Source organism: Bacillus sp. FSL M8-0025, from assembly GCF_037975475.1.
Lineage (GTDB): Bacteria > Bacillota > Bacilli > Bacillales > Bacillaceae > Bacillus > Bacillus subtilis.
On sequence record NZ_CP150258.1, the window covers coordinates 3,102,929 to 3,125,374 of the forward strand.

General features: G+C 42.8%; 22 protein-coding genes and 1 pseudogene. 4 read left to right on the top strand and 19 right to left on the bottom strand.

Annotated elements, in window-relative coordinates:
* The 3 genes from comX to degQ all read right to left on the bottom strand — a co-directional run bounded on the left by comX (nucleotide 1) and on the right by degQ (nucleotide 1,362).
* Nucleotides 1–162: a competence pheromone ComX gene (gene comX, locus MKX38_RS16130; protein ID WP_003241045.1), complete on the bottom strand. Its 162-nt coding sequence runs from the start codon at nucleotides 160–162 to the stop codon at nucleotides 1–3.
* Nucleotides 163–176: 14 nt separating this feature from the next.
* Complete coding sequence (locus MKX38_RS16135; RefSeq protein ID WP_032677058.1) at nucleotides 177–1,037, bottom strand: polyprenyl synthetase family protein; 861 nt, start codon at nucleotides 1,035–1,037, stop codon at nucleotides 177–179.
* Nucleotides 1,038–1,221: 184 nt separating this feature from the next.
* Complete coding sequence (gene degQ, locus MKX38_RS16140) at nucleotides 1,222–1,362, bottom strand: degradation enzyme regulation protein DegQ (RefSeq protein WP_003220708.1); 141 nt, start codon at nucleotides 1,360–1,362, stop codon at nucleotides 1,222–1,224.
* Nucleotides 1,363–1,583: 221 nt separating this feature from the next.
* Here degQ and MKX38_RS16145 point away from each other — a divergent pair.
* Together MKX38_RS16145 and MKX38_RS16150 are read left to right on the top strand one after the other, a co-directional pair.
* Nucleotides 1,584–1,646 (top strand): annotated as a pseudogene (locus MKX38_RS16145) (hypothetical protein); the annotation flags it as partial.
* 178 nt (nucleotides 1,647–1,824) lie between these two features.
* Entirely contained in the window at nucleotides 1,825–2,193 is a 369-nt protein-coding gene (locus MKX38_RS16150; RefSeq protein ID WP_017695529.1) for a hypothetical protein, read from the top strand.
* On the opposite strand, the gene pdeH is transcribed toward MKX38_RS16150, so the two are convergent.
* The 7 genes from pdeH to MKX38_RS16185 all read right to left on the bottom strand — a co-directional run bounded on the left by pdeH (nucleotide 2,169) and on the right by MKX38_RS16185 (nucleotide 7,852).
* Entirely contained in the window at nucleotides 2,169–3,398 is a 1,230-nt protein-coding gene (pdeH, locus tag MKX38_RS16155) for a cyclic di-GMP phosphodiesterase (RefSeq protein WP_339187704.1), read from the bottom strand. The two genes, MKX38_RS16150 and pdeH, sit on opposite strands and share 25 nt — an antisense overlap.
* Before the next feature lie 136 nt (nucleotides 3,399–3,534).
* Entirely contained in the window at nucleotides 3,535–5,007 is a 1,473-nt protein-coding gene (locus MKX38_RS16160) for a nicotinate phosphoribosyltransferase (protein WP_003228788.1), read from the bottom strand.
* 15 nt (nucleotides 5,008–5,022) lie between these two features.
* Nucleotides 5,023–5,574: an isochorismatase family cysteine hydrolase gene (locus MKX38_RS16165; RefSeq protein WP_014477836.1), complete on the bottom strand. Its 552-nt coding sequence runs from the start codon at nucleotides 5,572–5,574 to the stop codon at nucleotides 5,023–5,025.
* 96 nt (nucleotides 5,575–5,670) lie between these two features.
* The gene (locus MKX38_RS16170) at nucleotides 5,671–6,069 is read right to left on the bottom strand and encodes a YueI family protein (protein WP_014480710.1); all 399 of its coding nucleotides are present in this window, start codon (nucleotides 6,067–6,069) and stop codon (nucleotides 5,671–5,673) included.
* A gap of 71 nt (nucleotides 6,070–6,140) precedes the next feature.
* Nucleotides 6,141–6,389, bottom strand: a complete 249-nt coding sequence (locus tag MKX38_RS16175) for a YueH family protein (protein WP_003228783.1) — start codon at nucleotides 6,387–6,389, stop codon at nucleotides 6,141–6,143.
* Between the two features lie 72 nt (nucleotides 6,390–6,461).
* The gene (locus tag MKX38_RS16180; RefSeq protein ID WP_015384524.1) at nucleotides 6,462–6,683 is read right to left on the bottom strand and encodes a spore germination protein; all 222 of its coding nucleotides are present in this window, start codon (nucleotides 6,681–6,683) and stop codon (nucleotides 6,462–6,464) included.
* Nucleotides 6,684–6,742: 59 nt separating this feature from the next.
* Complete coding sequence (locus MKX38_RS16185) at nucleotides 6,743–7,852, bottom strand: AI-2E family transporter (RefSeq protein ID WP_014480712.1); 1,110 nt, start codon at nucleotides 7,850–7,852, stop codon at nucleotides 6,743–6,745.
* A 114-nt stretch (nucleotides 7,853–7,966) separates the two neighbouring features.
* On the opposite strand from MKX38_RS16185, the gene MKX38_RS16190 reads away from it, so the two are divergent.
* Nucleotides 7,967–8,356 carry a DUF2283 domain-containing protein gene (locus MKX38_RS16190; protein ID WP_015714629.1) on the top strand — a complete coding sequence of 130 codons (390 nt, stop codon included), beginning with the start codon at nucleotides 7,967–7,969 and terminating at the stop codon, nucleotides 8,354–8,356.
* Between the two features lie 40 nt (nucleotides 8,357–8,396).
* Here MKX38_RS16190 and MKX38_RS16195 read toward each other — a convergent pair whose 3' ends face one another.
* The 9 genes from MKX38_RS16195 to MKX38_RS16235 form a co-directional block, all read right to left on the bottom strand.
* On the bottom strand, nucleotides 8,397–8,633 hold the full coding sequence (locus MKX38_RS16195) for a YuzF family protein (RefSeq protein WP_003220677.1): 237 nt from the start codon (nucleotides 8,631–8,633) through the stop codon (nucleotides 8,397–8,399).
* Nucleotides 8,634–8,810: 177 nt separating this feature from the next.
* Nucleotides 8,811–9,341 (bottom strand): HD domain-containing protein, encoded by a 531-nt coding sequence (locus MKX38_RS16200; protein ID WP_003244444.1) that lies wholly within the window; start codon nucleotides 9,339–9,341, stop codon nucleotides 8,811–8,813.
* A gap of 197 nt (nucleotides 9,342–9,538) precedes the next feature.
* Nucleotides 9,539–10,270: a (S)-benzoin forming benzil reductase gene (locus MKX38_RS16205; protein WP_339187709.1), complete on the bottom strand. Its 732-nt coding sequence runs from the start codon at nucleotides 10,268–10,270 to the stop codon at nucleotides 9,539–9,541.
* A gap of 62 nt (nucleotides 10,271–10,332) precedes the next feature.
* On the bottom strand, nucleotides 10,333–10,788 hold the full coding sequence (gene essA / locus MKX38_RS16210; RefSeq protein ID WP_015251327.1) for a type VII secretion protein EssA: 456 nt from the start codon (nucleotides 10,786–10,788) through the stop codon (nucleotides 10,333–10,335).
* Between the two features lie 31 nt (nucleotides 10,789–10,819).
* Nucleotides 10,820–14,041, bottom strand: coding sequence for a type VII secretion protein EsaA (esaA, locus tag MKX38_RS16215; protein ID WP_339187712.1), 3,222 nt, complete (start codon nucleotides 14,039–14,041; stop codon nucleotides 10,820–10,822).
* Nucleotides 14,038–18,525 carry a type VII secretion protein EssC gene (gene essC / locus MKX38_RS16220; RefSeq protein WP_339187714.1) on the bottom strand — a complete coding sequence of 1,496 codons (4,488 nt, stop codon included), beginning with the start codon at nucleotides 18,523–18,525 and terminating at the stop codon, nucleotides 14,038–14,040. Before essC ends, esaA begins: the two co-directional genes overlap by 4 nt.
* Nucleotides 18,526–18,585: 60 nt before the next feature.
* A complete protein-coding gene (essB, locus tag MKX38_RS16225; protein ID WP_024573120.1) occupies nucleotides 18,586–19,941 on the bottom strand; it encodes a type VII secretion protein EssB in 1,356 nt (451 codons plus the stop codon).
* A 14-nt stretch (nucleotides 19,942–19,955) separates the two neighbouring features.
* A complete protein-coding gene (gene yukD, locus MKX38_RS16230) occupies nucleotides 19,956–20,195 on the bottom strand; it encodes an ESX secretion system protein YukD (protein WP_003228763.1) in 240 nt (79 codons plus the stop codon).
* Nucleotides 20,196–20,264: 69 nt separating this feature from the next.
* Nucleotides 20,265–20,558 carry a WXG100 family type VII secretion target gene (locus MKX38_RS16235; RefSeq protein WP_003220661.1) on the bottom strand — a complete coding sequence of 98 codons (294 nt, stop codon included), beginning with the start codon at nucleotides 20,556–20,558 and terminating at the stop codon, nucleotides 20,265–20,267.
* A gap of 521 nt (nucleotides 20,559–21,079) precedes the next feature.
* Between MKX38_RS16235 and adeR the strand changes: the two genes are divergently transcribed.
* Nucleotides 21,080–22,348: a sporulation transcriptional activator AdeR gene (gene adeR / locus MKX38_RS16240; RefSeq protein ID WP_339187717.1), complete on the top strand. Its 1,269-nt coding sequence runs from the start codon at nucleotides 21,080–21,082 to the stop codon at nucleotides 22,346–22,348.
* Nucleotides 22,349–22,446 lie beyond the last annotated feature (98 nt).

Consider the following 22,446-nt stretch of genomic DNA (forward strand, 5'->3'; position numbering starts at 1 on the left):
TCAATAGTGCCAATCCATCATTGAATAAATTTCTAACCCTTTAAAACCATTTATGATACATTCAGATTGATCTTTATCAACACCCAATAAACAAGCATTCCCTTCCATTACTTCCCTTAAAACATTTGGGTATTTAATTAAGTATCCTACCATTTCTTGCATAATAAATCCCCTCCTTATTTAATCATAACAGACAATAATTTTTCAGTTTTATCTTCTTCTAGTTTTAATTGTGACATTTCATTCTTTATTTTTTGGAGAGATAAATGTTTCATCACCAGTAAATATTGTATAACGCCTGCTTCTGTCAATTTTCGCTTCAAAGCCTTAGTATTAATAGAAACAAATTCCTCTGGTTTTTGATATAAACTTAGTAGCTCCGCTGAAGCATCGTTAAATTGTTTCTTTAAGTATAAGTATGCCAATGTATTTTTTTTCTGAACAAAATCGTTATTTAAGTAAAACAAACCTTTATAATCATTATCGATCTGTGAAATAATCCCAAGTTCATAAGAATATGAAGCTACAATGGGATGGTATTTGCCTGTTGCCAGCATTACTCCCATTACACAGGGCAATGCCGTTAGCGCTCCTGATTTATTTTTGATCATTTCAAGACAGGCTTCTTCCGTTTGCGGCGCATTCACAATATCATCATGCTGGCCTTGAATTGATTGTAACGCAAAATTCAATATCTCTTGTGAAAATTCTGGTTCATGACTAGCTTGACACATCACTTGTATACTTAGGGTGTAAAGAGCTGTAACTGCATTTAAAGCGATTGACGAGTCAATCTTCATCCAGACAGCACTTCCATTATCTTGATCCTCTAAGTCATCATAAATATCGAATGAGAGTATAAGCAATTCAATTCCGGCAGCTAGCAATTCGATTGCTTTTTGGTCCTGACCGTTAAAAGCTAAATAATGATGAAGAGCCAAATCGGCAAACTCAAACGTATCCTTAGACTCAATAAAATTCTGAAGATATCGTTCCAAGTCCTGATTCATTATTTTTTGGCTTACAATCTCCTTCATTTTCTCCTTGATCCGGACAGAATCTAAACATATCTGCTCAATAACGACTTCCCCCCTCCCATTCCATTTTACTAAATGGGACATTTAAAGGACAGCAGGTTTTTCGTTTTTTAACAATCATATAATACTTTATCCATTTATTGTATCGGTAGAACGAAAAAAAAGACTTGTTTCCAAGTCTTTTTCACGAAATTTTCATTGCATAATTGTATTTATCGAGTTGATCAATGCTTTTGTTAATGTTTCGTAATGAATCTGTCGTTTCTTTAATATCAAGTTCGAGTCGGAATAACAATTGTTTTACTTCTTCAAGTTTCTTTTCCATCGTTTCCACACTCCTTTTTTTGAAAGATCAATGAATTGTGTATGGTGAACGAGTCCTAGGTATTTGATCTGTTACTAATAGTGTATCTGCTTTCGGCTTATTTTTCACCGAAAAGTATGCAAAAAAGTCCTGCGTGACACCGCAAATATCAATAGGTCCTTATACTCAAATGAATCACAACAAGAACGGGACTATCTTTCTATGCGAAAGAGCGTTTATATGTGCTCAAATTGAGAAAGATTCTTAATTCCCTTGATTTTAACGTGTTTCGCATTTTTACTAAGTAAGACTATAGTCCTTCATACCGTATTTTCAAAATTGAATATGCGATTCTTGGCGTTTCCTGACCGACAAACACCGAAAAAGACCGCAACGCTAAAGTTGTGGCCTTTTCGCTTTGTCATATTCGGCAATTAGGGATCTATACATATAGAAACATCCTTTTTTTTGTGAGGTGCTCCCATGAGATATCGTTATCCCTGGTTTTACGTGTATCCGTATGAGGTACGCCGTCCGCCCGCTCCTGCCAACAATATTGATACCTTTATCCGTTCAGCGAAGCAGGCCGCAGGGATATTTGCGGATGCCCAGCTCGTTCTCGGCCGCATTGCGGGCTCGCGGGAGCTCTCGCGCCGCATTCTGACCGCAGCCGAGCAGTCCGATAAACAAACCATTAAGCGCCTGATCAAACAAATGGGCGTCCGGCATGAAGTGGATACGGTCTTTAATCCCGACGGCATCTATATCAGCCTTATCGGAACGCAAAGCCGAATGATTCTTGCTTTGCGGTGGTCAGAGGACCGCAATCATTTTGCGTCCATAAGATTATGACACCATTCCAGAGCCTCTAAATAACATTCATACGCTTCTTCTTTGTCGAGTTGATTGCCTAATTCCGAGCAAGTGTCCCAGTTGTTGCTTTCAATTAATTTCACAAGCTCAAGCATTTGGTAGTAGTCGTTTTGATGGCCTAATAATGCTTGCCCGACTTCATCTTTTAAAGGCAATTCTTGAACAATTTCCTCTATTTCTCTATGCAGGAGGGTGTCTATGAGAGAAAACATTCCGATCAGCATATAAGAAGCAGGCTGCGGACGGGATGTCTTTCTCGCCAGCAGTTCGCAAAGCTTTGCTCTTATCAAAGAAATCTTAATGATTTCGTGCTTGCTGGAATGCCCTTTCCTGCTTAAATCCTTAAAGGAAAGAATATATATCCACCGTTTGATTTCATTAAATCCCAGCAGCATAATGGCCTGTTGAATGCTTTCAATTTTCTGGCTCAAACGGCTATGGGATGAGTTTAAAAATTTTAAAATCTGATAGGACAGTGATAAATCCCGCTCTATGTACTCTGTCACACGCTTTATGTTAGGCTGCTCTTTGCTCAGTTCGTTAAGCAGTTCATAGTAAGAATAGAAATGAGTCGATAGGTCATGCCCGCTGATGATGCGCGGCTCGCTGAAAAAGTAGCCTTGGAATAATTGAAAGCCGTCTTGGACCGCCTGTTTATATTCTTTTCGGGTCTCTACTTTTTCCGCTAAAAAAATCAGGCCGCGGCAGCCGTAGGTTTGCAAAATTGTTCTGCGTTCCATTCGTGTTGTTTTGAGAAAATCAATTTTCAATAAATCAATATAGCTCATGAGTTTTTCCAGTAAGTCCTCATCTTGCGGGTTTATTGCATAAAAATCATCAAGCGCCAGCATATACCCCATTTTTTTCAATTCTTTGCATCTAGAAATGAGGGCCGGCGTGATCGGTATATCTTCAAGGATTTCAATGACAAGCTGTTTCGGATTGAAGGAGGTGGGAAGATTCGAAAACATCAGGCTTTCCGTAAAATTAACAAAACAGCGTTTCCCTTCCGTCAGCTTCTCAATTCCGATGTTTAAAAAGCTGTTGATCACCAAATCTGTTGTTGCCTGATCGCCGTCTTTAGCGCTATATACGTTCTCTTCGCTTTCTCTATACAGCAGTTCATAAGCAACAACCTGTTCTTTTCTATTAAAAATAGGCTGTCTTGCAACAAACACCCTCATTGATTTATCCCCCTTACAATACGCGCGGCTTTCATCCCTAAGTATATCAAATAATTTGACGAAAATTGTCTAAACATGAAAAATAATATATACATAAAGAAAACTGGCCCTTCGCGAACGAAAGGCCAGTTTTTCTTTATTCTTCCTCAAGCTCTTCTTCAATTCTGCTTTTCACTTCGTGGATCCGCTGCATTTTATTGCTCCAGCAGTCCTCGCTTAAATCAACCGGGTATTCCTCCGGCTTGCTGATTCTCTTATATTCCTCCCAAAGCAGGCTGAGGTTATCCTGCACATACTGCTGTATGTCTGAAATCTCAGGGTTTTGGTAGCAAAGAATACCCTTCTCAAAAATCAGCTCATGAAGATCCTTCGCATAAAAATTCGTGACAAATTTGCTGATGAATGTATGAACCGGGTGGAACATTCTGAGCCGCTTCTGATCATTCACCTGCTCATCATAAAGCGCAATATAGTCGCCTTCAGAATGATGGTTGGACTGATTAATAATGCGGTAGACTTTCTTTCTGCCCGGTGTCGTCACTTTTTCAGGATTGGACGAAATTTTGATCGTGTCAACCATTTTCCCGTCCTCTTCAATGGCAACGAGTTTATAAACTGCGCCGAGAGCCGGCTGGTCATAGGCAGTGATCAGCTTCGTACCGACACCCCAGACATCAATGCGCGCTCCCTGAGCCTTTAAATTCATAATGGTGTGCTCATCCAAATCGCTTGAAGCAATCACCTTCGCATCTGTAAATCCTGCTTCATCAAGCATTTTCCGGGCTTTTTTTGACAGGTACGCCAAATCGCCGCTGTCCAGACGGATGCCAATGAAATTAATGCGGTCGCCGAATTCCTTGGCAACCCTAATCGCGTTCGGCATGCCTGAACGAAGCGTGTCATACGTGTCAACTAAGAAAACGCAATCCTTATGTGTTTCCGCGTATTTTTTGAAAGCTGTATATTCATCGCGGTAAGCCTGCACAAGCGCATGCGCATGTGTGCCGGAAACCGGGATATTAAAGCGCTTTCCGGCTCTTACATTGCTTGTCGCGCTAAAGCCGCCGATTAAGGCTGCTCTCGCTCCCCACATGGCCGCATCCATTTCGTGTGCCCGTCTTGTTCCGAATTCAAGCGCAACTTCATCACCAATGACGCCTTTAATCCGGGCAGCCTTTGTTGCGATTAATGTTTGATAGTTCACAATGTTGAGCAAAGCTGTTTCAATCAGCTGCGCTTCTACCAGGGGTGCCTCCACCCTCATAATCGGCTCATTGTTAAAAACGAGCTCTCCTTCTTTCATGGAGTAAAGTGAACCTGTAAAAGATAAGCCGCGCAAATATTCAATAAAATCTTCATGATACCCGAGTTCATCCTGTAAATAACTCAAATCGCTATCCGTAAACTTGAAATTTTCCAAGTATTCAATGGCTTTTTCCAAGCCCGCAAATACGGCATAGCCATTTTCAAACGGAAGCCTTCTGAAAAACAGCTCAAAAATCGCTTTCTTTTCATGAATGCCGTCTCTCCAGTACGTTTCCGCCATATTGATCTGATAAAGGTCTGTATGTAATGACAGGCTGTCATCTTTAAATCCGTACTCTAACACTGTTTTTCCCCTTCCTTACTCTGCCACTTGCGCTCCGATGCTGTTTGCAAAATGGGAAAGAGCCCATGCGTGCCCCTCCTGATTAAAGCTGGCAACAGCTTGTTTATGCACAACAATCCGAAAACCTTTGTTATATGCGTCAACAGCTGTATGCAACACACAAATATCTGTGCAGACACCGGCAAGGTGCAGTTCGCCAATCTGCCGCTCTCTGAGTTTGAGCTCTAAATCAGTTCCCGCAAAAGCAGAATATCTCGTTTTTTCCATGTAGTAAACATTAGGTTCATGTTCATGTTTCTGATATAGAGGCAAAAGCTTTCCGTACAGATCTTTTCCTTCCGTGCCTTTTATATTATGCGGAGGAAAAAGACGGGTTTCAGGGTGATATTGATCCCCTTCATCATGAGAATCTACTGCTAATACGACGTAATCACCGTTTGTGATGAATTCTTCAGTTAAATTGACGATCGCCTCTTCAATCATTCTGCCGGGCTCCCCGCAGGTCAATTTTCCGTCACTCGCCACAAAATCATTCGTATAATCAATACAAATAAGTGCTTTTTTCATAGCCGGCCTCCCCGCCATCAGTATGAGAACATTATATCTTATCTCCAGTTGTAAGTGAATTGCCATGAACAAAAAGACAAACGGTCCGTTTGTCTCTTAAGATTTCAGCACTGACCGATTATAAATGTCGTCCTGAATATATATCAATTCACGATTCACAGCGATGTCAGCCGCAATAACGAGGCCTAAAGGCGTATGAAACTGAAGATCAGATACAATCTTGAAGGGCACTCCGTACCGGTTCGCCATTTGGATATAAGGAGAGTAAGACTGATACTGAAGCTCTCCATTAACCAAAAGGGTGACGTTATGGCTGTTTTTCAGCTCGTGCTCCGCCTCTTTATACGGTTTACTTCTAAGCACCTGTCCTTTCGTCAGTGCCAAAACGACTCTTTCTCTTAAAGAGCCTAAAAACAAATGGCGCTCGTCAGGCTTTGTCTCCAAAGGCCCATACATTCCTTGCTGCAAATAGAGATCCATTTTATCTTCACTCAAAAGCCTGTCCTCCCGTCTTGTTTGTCTTCATTATCACCTGATCAGGCAGGAGCTAAACTTTCAAGCGCCGCTTACATTTCTGTTACCCAATGAATGATTTTTTTGGCCAGCTCACCAGCAGGGGTTTCCTCTGTATGCCGGCGCAACGACGCTTCCAGCCGTTCAGGCAGAGTTGCTTTATCTTCTTCATAGGAAATGATCGTGCTCCACTCCAGCTGCGGTACCGCTACAAGCGTGCGCAGTTCTTTTCTGTTTTCATGCAGATACACGTCCGTGATCATTCCGGTTTGCGTATTGATATTTGCTTTTCTGATTTTCATAACATGACCTCTCTATTCAAAGACTACCCATATTATACAATAAAAAAGCAACAGCCTCTTGTGAAAAGGCTGTTACCCGTTAAACGAAACTGTTTCATCAGTGATATCGGCATCTTTGAAAAGAGTTTTACTCGTTTGGTTGTTAATCTTCACAAAATCACCAAGCTGAAAAGCGCCTGACCCCGCCCCTGAATGAGCGACGCTTTTGGGCGAAATCGCAAATACGTCTCCAAAGCTTGCCGCGGCATTACCCGTAACTGACATGATATAAATCGGCCCCACAATTGCAGGCATTTCCCCACCTCCGCATTGATTTACAGCATCATATGCAAAGAGCCGCTAATGGTGCCCGCCTATTCAGCTGGCTTTGCGTTTTCCTCGAGTCGTGACCGCTGGCGCAGCTTGATCAAGCGGACAATATTCAGGAAGAACGCCTTCACTACCGCATAAACCGGCACCGCTAAAATCATGCCGAGAATTCCGCCGAAGCTTCCCGCTCCGATTAATAGCAAAATAATCGTAAGCGGATGGGTATTCAGCCGCTTTCCGATCACAAGAGGAGACAGCAGGTTTCCGTCCAGCTGCTGAACGATGACGACCACAATAATCGCAAACAGCGCTTTGGCCGGCGAGTCCATAAAACCGACAATGACAGCCGGCGCGGCACCGAGAAAAGGCCCGACATAGGGAATGATATTGGTAATCGCCATGACAATCCCAAGAATCAGGGCATACGGCAGTCCGGCAATTAAATAGCCGATAAAACACGCTGTTCCGACAAAAAGACAGATTAACAGCTGCCCCTGGAAATATGCCGCAAGCGTATCGGATAAATCTTTAAAAATCTTTAAGCCTTCTGTCCGATAAGAAGCCGGTAGAATTTTTACTGCCAAATGCGGAAAGCGGTGTCCGTCTTTCAGCATGTAAAAAAGGATAAATGGAACAGTAATAATAACAAGCGTGATGTTTGTCACGACGCCAAACACCGCAGATAAACTGGACGTGATATTTTGCGGCAGGTTTTGGAGAAAACTTGTCAATGACTGTTCAATTTTTGATATCGATACATAATCCTGGTTCATCATCCAGGTAAACCATTGAGAATGGGACAAATCCTTTGTCAGCGCCTGAATCTGTTTTATATAATCAGGAAGGTTGTTAAACAGCCCTGTCACCTGTGAGGTGATGATAGGTCCGACTGACGCTGAAATAAAGGCAAGCAAACCGATAAACAGTAAATAGATCAATAGAATGGATAATGTCCGCGGAATTTTTTTCTCAAGCAGGCGGACCACCGGATTAAATATGAAATACAAAATTCCCGCAATCAGCATCGGGAAAAACAATGTCGAGATAAAAACAATAAACGGCTGAAATACAAATGAAACTTTTGTTGCTACAAAAATAATCAGCAAAACAAATAAAATCTGCAATGTCCAAAAATGGACTTTTGATTTCAACAAGCTTTGTTCCTCCTAGTTTTTCTTTGTCTGTCAGATAAAAGAACTTATACCCCATCATTGTAACAAAAATGAACTCATATCAGAACTCTTAATATAATGAAAGGAGTGTTGGTGATGAAGGCCGTGACATACGATACAAATTCAGAACTAGCTTATATCTATGTTCTTCCTCCGAAAAAGAACAGGAATGTACGGACTGAGGAGCTCAGAGTCAATGATTGTCTCCTGCTGGATATCAGTCAAGACGGCAAAATCGCCGGATTCGAATGTTTTGGTGAGGCAGCACACCTCTGTGCCCCATTTGCCGGGAAATCCCGGCTATATGTAAAAGATTCAGACGGTTATCATTTTCGGGTCTGCCAGCATGCTTCAGTCCGTTCCTGCTATACGGTGTACGGTGTCACTTTCTGTTTTTCAGATGGTGACTATCAGGAATTTGCCGGCTTTGACCTTGATGGAACAATGTATCATAGTGCGTTTTTACAGCGCTTAACTGAAAAATAGGACGTCCCGGTGTACGCCTATTTTTCATGCGCAAGCACTGTTAGACCCGCTCACTGTAATCTGGGGTGACGGAAATCATGTGCTGGATTCTGATCAAACAAACAGAATTTCGGGCTCCTTCAATTGTGATATGGTCAGGTTTTACATCGATCAGTCTGCCTCTGACCGTATCTCGTACTGTCTGTATAACGAACCTTGAGCCGATGAGCTTTTTAATGGTCTGATAGACATAAGGATCGACTAAAGAGACCAGTTGCGGACTACCTTGGTTGACCATACTTTTATCCCCTTTGTGTGTTTTATCTCAGCTTATGCCGCGCTAATGGATAATGACACAGGCTTACCTGATAAAACAAAGGGGTGCGGAGATTTTAGGAGAATACGTTTGGAAGCGGGTGTAAAGGAAGTATCGATGAAGCGGAGACAGCGAAGAAAGCTGGGCGCTGTTCCGTACTTATACAGGCTTTATCACGGATGCCTGGGCTTGATCGATTAATTGGTCCAGCTTTTCTATTTTTTTTCGTGCGGTTGAAGGATCAATTTGGCGGTAATGATGGTGGCCGCCCGGCTCTTCATCCAGTTCGTCCGCTTTTTTGACAATCTGCTGCAGCGTGTTTTTATCTAATTCGCCTTCAGGCAAATAGGAATCTGTATGAAGCAAAATGGCTAGTGCAATCTCTTTTGCCGCTTTCGGTTCCTCGCCAAGCCGAATCAGAAGCTTATGCGCGCGTTCCGCCCCTTTAATGGCATGAATGTCATTTCTTTTGTATTTCTCATAATCCCACTTTCCGTCTGTATACCATTCATAATGGCCGATGTCATGAAGCAGTGCCGCTTTTGCTGCTAAATCAGGATTAATGTCAGCCTTCACAGACAGCCTGTATGCATGATAAGCGCAGGCAATCGCATGTGCCACGCCGGAACGCTGAAGATATTTTTGTGCAATTGGATGGGTGAAAACATCCATTAATGTAACCTTTCTCATGGAAACCCCTCCTTTAGATATTTTTAGAATCCTAACATAATTTGCAGAGAAACTCAATTCTTATGTCACATCATTTTGATCTTCTTATCATCATTGTTATACCCTAAAAGCAGCGTTTCAGTCAGTATATGCGGCTGTTCAATAAAATGCGCTGGCTGTAGCCTTTTGTATAAAAAAAAGAGCAGAAAATATCTGCTCTACAAAAACTCTTTAATATCATAAATGCGGCCGTTTTCCGTCCCTTTTTCTAGTAAAGAATGCAGCGTGCCGGCAATAAAGTCCGGACTGCGAAGGCTTCCTGTTTCATTTAATTTCCGGAATCGTTCAATGTGGTGGAAATCCTTTTTCGATGAAGAACGGATGACGGCCTGCATCTCAGTGTCCATCACTCCAGGTGAGAACGAAATCATGTTCACCGGCAGCTCTTCATCCTCCTGTTCAAATCCGAATGTCCTCGTAAACATGTCGAGCCCGGCTTTTGAACTGCAATACGCGCTCCATCCCTTATATGGATTTTTGGCGGCTCCTGAAGTAATGTTGACAACCGTCTTTTTGCCGCTGTATGAAGCAAACCGTTTTGTAAACAGCTGACTCAAAAGCACGGGCGCAGTCAGGTTCAGCTGATAATGGCGCTGAAGCTCGTCAAGAGACGCTTCGCCGGCACGTTTGATCGGCGTTACCATTCCGGCGTTATTGACCAGGGTAATACCAGAATAACGATCTGGATCGATGGATGAGAGCAATGTTTCAAATTGCTGTTCAGCTTCTTTGAGATTGATGAGGTCTATTTGATGCTGCGTTAGTTTTTCATGAGAGACATCCGTTTTCGTTCTGGATAAGGCATGGACTTCATGCCCCTTTTCTAAAGCCTGTAATGCAATGGCTTGACCCAGCCCTTTTGACGCTCCGGTGATGATATAAAGTTCCATTGGAAACCTCCTTTTCCGTTATTATTGTACGGCACCGCTTTTACACAACACAAGCACGCGGCCTATGCCTTCTTGTTTTCCTGCGCTGTGACTTTTGGGATGAGGAACACGATGCCTGCAATTCCGAGCAGGATCAGTACGACATAGATCATCGGCAGCAGCAATGATGATGTTTCTTGTTCATCTTCTGTTTCCGTTGATGATGTCTTTGTTATTGGTTTTTCTGCAAATGTAATACCAAGCTGTTTCGACTGGGCCGCAATCGTGTTGGAATCCTCGGCATTTGTTGATGTAAACAAATCTTTTATCAGCTCGGCGTCCTTGTCCTTCGGTTTATCAAAAGTGATATCCTTTTGTTCCTCAGGCAGTTCTGTTTTTTCTTCATAGTAGGTATCTTCATGCAAATAATTCGTATCGATTTCGATGTCTTTTTTCTCATACTGGTTTGGCGCGACATCTGTATTTTCTTCAGTTTGGGCAGCAGCTGCAGAGGGTATGAAAAGGGAAAAGGAGAGCATACAAATCATGATCCCCTTTTCCATGCTGCGATTACGCTTCATACGTTTCATCGCTTTCTGCTGTGTGTTCAGCCATCAGCCGGATAATCAGCGGCAGAGCCGCGGCAATCACCGTAATGATCAGCAGAACTGTTATTCCCATTGTAAACAAGTGCCCAGTACCGTACTGGATGTCGATATATACTTTCGAAACCGGATCTTCAAATGTAAAGTTCGGCATGATCAAATCAATAAGCGGTGCGACATAGAATAGAATCATTGCCGCTGAAGCAACCCAGCCAGGGATTGATCCGAATCTGAATGCCGTCCGGATGAAGGCAGAGCTTGCGACCAGCAATAGAATCGTAAACACCGACCACTTAATCGTCTGATCGTCCGGCAGTGAATAAATATTCAAACCGAACAAGCTGATCATAAGTCCGACAAGGATATTCAGAATTCCGAATAACGCTCCTTTGACGAGAAGCGGTGCGTTTTGGTAATACGAGCTGAAATAGCCGATTAACAGACTGCTGATCAACACAATGACAAGGATGACAACCGGAGGTACCGTCTGAATTTTTTCTTCCGGAACCTCTCCGCTGATTTTAAGCGGATTCGCCAAGTAATCATATACATAGCCATTGTTTTGCCCGTCTACTAATGTGTTTCCGAGTATGCCGTATACGTCATTGCGCACGAGTTTCGTGGAGGCTACATTTTTCCCCCAGTTGTTGTTTAAGGTGTCGGCTTTCGCTTGAACATCATTGACGCTTTGCTGCATGTTGGTTGTGTAATCAATGATGCCTGACTGGCGATCAGACAATGAACCCATCATGTCTGACATTTGCAGCACTTCCTGGCCGACCGTATCTTGGACACTCAGTGCCATGGTGCCAGACAGCCCATCGTTGCTGAACGTCGCAGATTCCTGTGTTGCGCCCGTTACAAGCTGTTCTGACGCTTTTGCGGCACTTTCAGAGATTTTCGTCAGTTCGTCGAGAACACCTGCTTGAGAGTCACGAATAAAGCCGCTGTAGTCATCCGCAAATTTGGTCATTCCTTCGATGAAGGTGTTAATGTCTTCATCAGTTTGCATCGTGTTGTTTTTGAGAGCTTCCCAGCTGGCTGATTCTTCAGGTGAGAGAGCCAGGACTGAAGAAACTTTTCCCTGTTGTTCATTTAAAACATTTTTCTTCACCCAGGATAACGAACCTTGGTCTAGCGAATCATAAAGGGTAGCTTCATATAAAGATAAATCATTATAGTAGCTCATCAATTGAGATACATTTTTAGTTGTGATAGGCAGAGAAAACAAGTCATTTAAACTATCTTTAATATCTTGATTAGATTCAATATATGGTGATTTTAATATGTTATTTTCCGTACTTTTTATAATTCCATAAATAGTTTTAAAATCGTCTTCTCTAGCAGTAACTATTTTATTTAAATGAACAATTTTTTTGTCTAACTCTTCAATTTTTTCTTGCAGTTTATCAACTAGTTTAGTGACTTTTTCATTATGTGAGTCTTGTTTTTCTTTAAGCCCTTCTTCAATTTGCTTGATTCGCTCAGACGCTTTGCTGAGCTGTTCTTTTGCTTTTGCGATATCAGAAACCTCATCGTTTCCGGTTTGACCTTCGTCTTCAGGCTGAGTCGTGCCGCCGTCGCTTCCGGTATCTCCTGAATCTCCGGTTCCATCTTCATTTGCCAGCTGGATAAATTGAAGGGCTGAGTCAGATGAAGCAGTCTGTTCAGGAGATGTGCCCGTTTCGGTTTGTCCGCTATCCGACTCGCCATTAGAGGATTCGTCGTTCTGCTCCTGGCCGTCCGTTTGTCCGTCATTACCGGTATCACTGCTGTTATTATCGTTCTCGGTGTCTCCCTGTGTATCATCAGGATTTTTACTGCCCCCGTCATCTGGATTTTCTGGATTGTCAGTGGGCGGCTCATCAGTTCCCGGTTTTTCAGTTCCCGGGTTCTCTGGTGTCGGATCCTCTTTTTCAGGCTCTTTTAGACTGTCTGAAATCTCCTGAATAACAGCGGCGATGTTTTTCAGTTCTTCACGCTGTTCATCTAAATCAATATCTAAATCTTCTATTTTTTCATCTTCCTGATCATTCAGGTCTTCGTCATCTAAATTTCCATCAGATTGAGTCAACGGCTTTCGATCAATGGTCATCAAATACTTAATTTTATCTAATGCAGCAGCTTTAGAAGCTGCTTTATATTGTACCAAGTAATTATTAATTAAATCACTCTGGATTTTCGCCATACCCATTTCCTGCATTGACACTTGATCTTGCCTTGACTTTTTAGCATTGTCCAACGCGAGGCTTGTCAGTCCTATTTGTGTCTTCGCTTGGCTGATCCCAGTTGCCAACCCGCTCATGCGTTCGCTGAACTGATTCGCCTTTTGCTGTGCTTGGATGGCATCCAGACCTGTCCGGATTTGCTGCTGTGTTGAATCCTGGGCTGCCAAAAGCAGCTTTTTCTGATTTTCTTGATATTCCTTGTATCTTTCAACTGTTTCAATGAATTCTTTCAGCGTGTTTTTGGCTTCCTCCGCTGTAGAAGCTTTTTCTTTTGTCGTGCCTTGCGCTTCATTCATTGATTTCTTCAGCTCATCGATTAAGTCTTTTTGCTGTTTGATTTCACCTGCTAAATCATTAGAGCTTGGTTTGTAAAAGTTGTACATGACATTCTGGAATTCAGATTCTTTATTGACGATCTTGTCAAATTCCCCTCTGACGTTGTCCACTTTTTGTGAAACAAAATTCCAGTATAAGGCCGACATTTTTTTGTTCATTGTCTTTTGGGCATCCTCAAGCTCACGCTGAACTTTTTCTTTGTTAACCGCATTCAGGTTATCTTGAATGCTGAATTCGAGCGTTGCTTTTTGAGGATGGTCTTTGTCATAGCTCAAAATGTTTTTTGAGAAGTCTGAGGGAATGTAGACAATCGCATCGTATTTCTTTGAAGCGAGACCGGTCTCGGCCGCGCTTCGGTTTACGACCGTCCACGAATAATCAGGACGTTCACCCAGAACGGCCGCTACTTCCTTGCCGAACTGGGCGGATTTGTCCTCTTCATCAGACTTTACCTCATCACTCAATACGCCTGTGTCTTCATTCACCACCGCGATTTGCCGGGTGGAATTGACTGCTTTTTTCGTTGGGTCGTCTCCGATAAATCGGAAAAACAACACCGGCAGCAGCAAAATGATGATGACGGCGGATATTAACTTGATCAAGCTTTTTCGTTGTTCTGTCATCTAGCACTCTCCCTTTCAGCAGAACATAAAGGAATTTGAACTTTTTGCTCCTTCCCGTTTTCCACAACATATCCGAAGCCCGGCTGAATCTCAGGCTCCTGTCTTTGGTACGGGAGAGGAATGACATTTTGCTCAGATTTTTTCATCAGCAGAATCGCGTGGCGGATTTGCTTCATCTCAGTCGTCAAGGAGTCATAGCCTTTTGAGAATTCGCTGTGATTTCCGCCCGGGATAAAGCTGAACCCAAGATGAGCGTATGATTTCATGAAGTTAGCGAGACGGTCTTGTATTCTCGTATCAATCGTCTGCTGGAATCTCGTTATCCCGTCAATCATCAGCACGACTTGTGAGAATCGCAGATTTTGTGCGTCTCCTTGGCGGACGGCTTCTACATACATGGCCTCTCTTGTTTTGAAAATGTCTTCAGCTGTTTCAATCCACTGCTCAATATCTTCTTTCGTTTCCAAATATGAAACAGCTGATTCCTTCGCATAATGAGATAAGCCGCGGTCAATCGAGTCAAACAGGCCGATCATTTCAGTTTCATCATCAATCAGATGTTCGAGCATTACTTTTAAGACGTTTGTTTTCCCGCGCTGAGTCTGGCCTAAAATCAGGCAGTGCTTATGCTTGCCTAAATCAAAATAGACTGGGCTGACTGTTTCTTCATGAAGCCCGATCGGTACAGATAAAGGCTTGCGTTCCAGCTTGAAGCGGATAGACAATTCTCTCGTAGACAAGCTCTCAGGCAGCATCGGAATCGGTGCCGGCTGCTCCATTGAAGCAAATCGCCCTTGAAGTTTCTGTACGTCTGATTTCAGCTCGTTGAACATGCCGATATCATCATCGGCGTCAACAGGCAGGAACATTTGCGCGAAATAAAGCTCTTCCTTTTGAATGATGACGCGTCCCGGAATCGGCTCAAGATTGAATTTCGGACGGCCGTAAATGGAATATCCTTCTGATTGATCCATGAGATAATGGACAACCTTTGTTTTCAAGTTATTTAACAATGACTGGCGGACAGCATTCACCCTCGTTGCTGTCAGCATAAAGTAGATACCCAAGCTTTGTCCGTCTCTGGAAAGCTGGACAAATTCCGATTCAAGCTCATGCATCTCATCCTTGACAATGTCAAAGTTGTCAATGGTGATAAAAATGAACGGAAGCTCTTCTTCGCTCAGCGCATTGTACATTTTGATGTGGCTGATTTCTTTTTCCCGGAACAAACGTTTACGGCGGTCAATTTCTTCTTTGATGCGAATCATGAACTTTTCAATTTTTCTTGACTGGTCCATCAGGAAGTAATCCGCGGTATGCGGGAGCTTCGCTAATGGCAGCAGCGTTCCGTTTCCGAAATCAAAGATATAGACATGAAGCTCTTCAGGTGTGTATACGTTCGCAAAACTCATCAGGAACGTTGCGGCTGCAATCGATTTTCCGTAGCCCGAAGAGCCGAAGATGCCGATATTTCCATCTTCCATCATCTTATAAGCAATTGGCGCTTGTCTTTGCAGATCAGGTTCGTCGACATACGCAAAGTGGAAATGGTCTTTTTCGTTTGAAGGGAAAAGAGTGCGCGGAATACGTTCCGCAAGCGGCGGCAGCCAAGGGCTTGGCAGCTTCTCGATTCCCATTTCATCTTGGATGCGTTCAATTTCGTCAACTACAGCTTCGATTTCGGTTTGAACATCTTTTTTCGCGTTATCTTCGGTATCAACCTCAGAAAGCGGGATCAGACCCGTATCTGTAACGATCGCGATTTCATCCTCGGTACCGTAGACTTCCTCTAAGTAAGGCGCCCCGCTCCATGCAGATTGGAACAGCTCATACACTTCATTGTTTCCGACCTGCAAATAGCCGCGGCCTGTTACGGTAATGTTTGCGGCATCGCTGTTTTTCAAAATTTCTTTACTGTCGGTGGCATCCTGGACCTTGAGCGCTACTTTAAAGCGCGAGTTACTCCAGATCTGGTCGTCGATGATGCCGCCTGGCTTCTGTGTCGCCAAAATCAAATGAACGCCGAGGCTTCGTCCGATACGCGCGGCACTGACAAGCTCCCTGATAAAATCAGGCTCCTCGCTTTTCAGCTCGGCAAACTCATCAGAAATTAAGAACAAGTGAGGCATCGCCACTTCTGCTTTCCCTTGCTTGTATAGCTTTGTATAGTCATTGATGTGATTGACTTGATACTGGTCAAACAGGCGTTGCCTTTTTTTCAGCTCGCTTTTAATGGAAGCAAGCGCACGCATACTGAAGTTTTTGCTTCCTTCAATATTTGTGATCGTGCCGAGGAGGTGGGGAATGTTGCGGAACGGCTGCGCCATTCCTCCGCCTTTATAGTCAATTAGTAAGAAAGCCGCTTCATGCGGATGAAAATGCACTGCAAGTGACAAGATGTAGGTCTGGAGAAATTCACTTTTCCCTGATCCCGTTGTCCCCGCAAGCAAGCCGTGCGGACCGTGTGCTTTTTCGTGAAGGTTCAGATACACAATGTCATCTTTCCCTTTATAGCCGATCGGCACTGACAGCGACTTCGACGATTCACTTGTCAGCCATCTTTGCTGAATGCCGATTTCTTTTACTTCCTTCGCATGAAAAAGCTCCAGGAACGATACCGTTTCCGGAATGGAATTCGTAATGCCGACCTGGTGGTTCAGCGTCCGCAGCGTGCGTGAGAACCGTTCGTTGTCCTCACGCTGATGATGATCGAGACGGAACGGAATTCTTACCGCTTTTTTCTTTTGTATTAAAATGTCGCCTTCATGCTCATTAATGTAGCGGACAAGAGTTGTAATGTTTTCCGACAAGCTTTCCTTTGTTTCCGCCGCGACAATTGTCGAGATGCCCAGATGCTCATGCTGTCCTTCTAAATATTCGAGAATGACATGCTCAGAGATCAGCTGCTGATTCGTGATGACAAATACAAAATGCGGTTTGAACTGCAGTTTTTCTTTGTCATCTTCGAGATCACGCTCTCTGATCAATTCGTAAAGTGAAGACAAGAGCTGATCTCGGGTTTGCTCATTATAAATAAATCCTTTTGCATAAATATGGGGCATTTGAAATTGCGGAAGCCACTTCATCCACTCCCAGTCTTTATACTCTTCTTCATGAAAAATAAATACAAAACGCAAATCGTGATAGCTGTTAAAGAACGACAGCTGTCCGATCAACTGGTGAATCTCATTTTTCACAATTTGCGATTTACCGACAAGCCCCATCGGACCTTCTGCCAAATCGACCGTCACCGGCGCATTGCAGATATCTTTATAGACGCGCTGCATGTGCTGCGATTTCTCCATGAGGTCATCGATATCACGATTCGCCAAGTCTCCGCCGCTCATATTGATTTCATAGCTTGACGGAACTGTTCCCGTCCCAAGCCGCAGCTGGAGATAATCCTTGCTTTCAAGTGATTTTTCCCAGATCCGGTCACTGATTTCACTTGTTAAGTATTTCATTTGTTCAAATGAGGGAAAGTGAAATTCAAGAACCTGCTTTTGCTTTTCAGCAAGTGCCTGAAGCTCTTTCCGCTTATTGTCTAAGTAAAGCTTATATACACGCTCCCGTTTTTCCTCGCGTTTTTTCCGCTGGTTTTTATCCCGGAAATATTGCACTGTCGAGGTAATGAGAGTCATCATAAACATCGCCAAAGAAACGAGTATAAATATGCCGCGCGGCTGGATGATGGCAACTACGCCCATCACGATCAGCATCACAAGCGGAGGCAGGATGACGAGCCACAGCCCTCTGTTGGTTTGATCGCTCTCCTGAGAGGGAAAACTGAAAGAAACGCGGTCATCCGGCAGATCGTATACCATCCGCGGCGTTCTTCTGTACTGCGGATATTTTTTCTGCATCTCTGTACTCGGTTTGACCGTTTCTGTTAACGCTGTTTCAAACTGGGCATAATGAACAATTTCTAAAAGGTCTTGTTCCGTCACCCTCATTTGCGTGAAGTTCCAGAATATTTCATCCCCCGGCTTGAGCGGCGTATTGGCGTTGATTTTCTCTCCGTTCAAGAAGATCGTTCCGCTTTCAGGGCGGACCGACCAGCTGCCGCCTACACGAAGCAAAGAAAACGTGCTTTGTTCTGCAAATGCAAAATCTTGCGGATTCAGATAAATATCTGCATTCGTTTTTTCTGAGGAACATACAATTTCATCCCGATTTCCCGTAAAATAAACGGATTTCTCAGGTTCACTGCCCGTCAATATCAAGCGTATATCCTGCTGATCCGTTTGGAGAGTAAATGATATATCCGTCTCAATCGTGCCGAGACAATCATTTCCCAGGAAAACTTCGTATTGGCCGCCGGATTCCTTTCTTTTAAGAGAAATCACTCCGCTATTAAATGGAATGGAGCTGATCGTAACAGAATCCTTCACATCAGGCCCTATGGTCACCGGATGAGACGACGGGAGGTTAGACAGATTTAATTTTTGAACGTTATTTTGGTAAAAAACCCATAATAGACTCAAATGGCGAACCCCCTTACGGCCGAATGGCAGCATGCGATGACCTGTGCTTCATGTCTCACGTTATTTGTCATCTTTTTTCTCATCTTTCTTTTCTGTTTCTTTTTTCTCGTCTTCTTTTTTCTTCTGTTCTTCTTTTTTCGCTTTTTCCTCGGCTGCGGCTTTTTCTTCTGCCGCTTTCTCTTCTGCTTGTTTTTCTTCGTCTGTTTGTGTCTGTTCTTCGCTTGTATCGACTAACGATGTTTCAGAATTAGACTGTTTATTTTCTTGACGTTCTTTTTGCGCTTTTTCAAGCTCACTATTTACTGAGTCAAGTTCTTTTTGTATGTCTTCATCATTTGTATCCTCAGATAAAAGCTGCTGTTTATATTTAGCTAGGGCAAAGTAAATATAATCATTGTATTCCAGCTTACGGCCGATACTGATCGCTTCTTTGTATTCTCCTCGACCATAATCAATCCAATATAAGAAATGCTGAGGGTCTGATTGAAGGGTGACTAAATTATTTTCTATATTTTTGGTTTTTGCACTCCCCAGGTTTTCGACCTCAACATAGGACGTCGCCAGCTGATACTGCACCGATTCAGGCAGGCTTTCCGCATCGTACTTGGACAGTGTGCTGATGACTTCACTGTACTGCTTGTTTAAGAACGCACGGTTGCTGTCCACTATCGCCTGGTGCTTTGGCTGCGCGAAAAATAAGGCGTACATCGAATAAATAAGTGCCGGTACAAGCAAAACAATGAGCCCCAGGCCGATATATCGCTGGATGTTCCACTTCTTTCTCGGGATATGTATGTATGTTTTTGCTTTGGCTTCGAGCTCATCAATATGGGTTTGAATCAGCTCGAGCAAATCATCATAGGATTCAGCATCTAATATCGCCTTTGCCTCTGCGGAGAACGTCAGCGTTTCATTGAATTTCAGGTAGTCTTCAAACGCAAAAGCGCCGTCAACTGCCAAAGCCGCTGCCGCTTTCAGCTCCTGCCATACTCTTTCCTCATCACGCTCGTAAGGAGGAATGCTTTCTTTTACTCCATAATGGAGAAAATAAGGCGTAAGCCCTTTATCGAATACAATGTTTTCAGGAGCGACAATCAAATTCAGCCTAGACAGATTGTGCTGCTGTACGGCTTGAACAAGCTGATAGGCAAACTGCCATTTACTTTTTTTATCCTTAGCTTTCATGAAGCGGAATGCTTTATAGGAGGAGGGAGGTTGGATTGTGATGATTACTTCATCATCCGTCACATCGATTTCTTTATGAAAAAATGGATTTATATCTTTGATCACGTTAGCTTCAAGACCGTCGAGAAGCTTTATTTTTTCCCGTTGAAAGGTAAATGTATAGCCGGCATCTGTTTTCTCGGCAACAGCTTCTAATTGGTTTTCTAAATATGATTTTTGTTTACCTGACATTCAACCAGATCCTTTCATAATATTTCAAGCCGGTCTCCGTTTGTAATGCCGCAATCAGACAGCTTGCATTCTCCGGAAAACACCTTATCCTTGTTCACCACTCTGATCCAGTGCCCTTCGCGCGGAGGCATAGATACGCTTTGGGCCTGCCAAGCAATATCAATTACTTTTTTCACCGGGTGGTAATCTGACAATCTGAGATCAAAGACACTGCCGTTATAATGTTTCAAATCTATTGTAATATCAATATACATTTAGGATCACCCTTACATAGAAAGAGCGCCGTCTTCTTTTGAATCAGGCGCTCCTTCCCTTTCATACTGTTATCCGCGGATTTGATTTGCGATGTCTTGGTCAGTAGACTCAAGTGTATTTGCTGTTTGATCAAGCTGCTGATTCACATCTTGAAGCAAATCTGACATTTTGATAAATGAAGGTTTGAGCTGCTCGTATTGATCTGCGAACGCTTCGCTTGAAGCACCTTCCCACATGCTTTTCAAATCAGAGATCATTCGGTTTAAACGATCAACCTGATTTAATACTTCTTGGCTTTCAACGCCGTATTGCTTCGCCATCGCTCTTAGCTCTTCGGGTGTGACACGAATTAATCCTGCCATATTCCTCATTACCTCCTGTGCCATCAGCCTAAATATGGGCTAATTCACTTATTTTTAGAACGTCATTATTATAAAAACAGTTTTTCGGCATAGTCAAACAAATATGTTTTAATTTTACAAAATGAGTCCAATGGTTTACCCCGAATCACTTAAAAATGACATATAATGTAAAGTAAATAGGTTTATTTTCTTAATCTCCTCTTCATTCTCCGAATAATCCAAAAGACCCAAATAACGCTCCAACTCCCAAAAAAAACCTTTCAGAAAATTTGATGCTACAGCACCATTTCTGAAAGGTTCAGTTTTTTCTTTCCTTAATTAGTCTTGCCTCCGATGACTTTCTTAGAAGATTAATAGGATAAGCTGTCGTATTATATGAGGCATACAACTGTCCTGCAAAAAGGCGATTACACCGCCAAATGTATATAGAACGTTTCTCTCATGAAATTGTTTTTTTGCTTCTGTTCTTTGTTGTTGATTTTCACAAACAACAACAATCATAATAAAAGGAAGGGGATGAGATGTCAAAGAGAAATCAAGCACGAAAAGTAGGGAGATTTATGACCATGCCGAATGATCCTTTTAAATATAGTTTTGACAGACTTGAAGATGTGGCTGATCATATCAGCGACGTTCTGCGGTGCCCGATCACCATAGAGGATGTTAACCACAAGCTGCTTGCCTACAGTACACACAGCGACTGCACAGACCCTGCCCGGACGTCTACCATTATTGGCAGAAGGGTACCGGAGAAGGTGATTAACAAGTTGTGGAAAGATGGGACAATTCCAGCTCTCTTAAAAACGGACCAGCCGATCAGAGTCAAGCAAATTGATGAAGTCGGGCTGAGCAATCGCGTCGCTATTTCGATTTGGAAAAACAAGCAAGTACTTGGCTTCATATGGGCGCTTGAGATCCAAAAAACATTGTCCGATGAAGATCTGCTGACATTGCAAATGGCAGCAAAAGCAGTGAAAAACAAGCTTCTCAAACGTCAAATCAGAAAAACGAAAAATGAAGAACGCAGCCAAGAATTTTTCTGGAAAATGCTGACCGGACACATCCATCAGGAGGATGATATGGCGGATGGGTTCCATAAGCTTGGAATGGCCGCTCCTTCAGAGTTTTCCGTTATGATCATCCGCATAAATGGCGAGCTGACTGAAAAAATCGAACAGCAGCTGCAATATTTACAGGAAACGACCCAGCAGGTTTACGTGCTGCTGGCGACCGTAGATTCCAATGAACTTATTATATTAACCTCACCCAAAACAGATCATCCTTTTCAAGATTTAAAACAGTTTGCTTTAAGTACGCAAAAACAGCTGAAGGAGCGGTATAAAATAGAAGACGTTTCTATCGCTTTTGGCGGAATATACAACTCTATTTCTTTTGTCTCCCGCTCCTATCAGGAAGCATTGTCCGTCTTAAAAACGAAGGAACGGTTCACTGAAGAGACCAAACATCTTTTCAGCTTTTCTGAGTTAGGCATTTATCAATACTTAGATGTCTTATATGAAAAACGGAAACAGGCGGGCCATTATAATTACTCGCTTTCCAAACTGGAACAATATGACCGGGATCACCAGTCAAATCTGGTAGAGACGCTAGAGCGCTTTATTGAAGCGGACAGCAACGTGAATACCGCTTCCAAGCTGTTAAATATACACGTTAATACGTTGAATTACCGACTCAAGCGGATCAGCCAGATCGCTGAAATTGATTTGAAAAATGTGAATCAAAAATTCACCATCTATTTAGATATCAAACTTCGGCACATGGATTTGTGAAATTTCACAAATCCATGTTTTTTTATTTTCTTAATCAAACAAAGAATTTTCCAAAATATCAAGCTACACTAAAAATATCACAGATACAGGAGGAGACA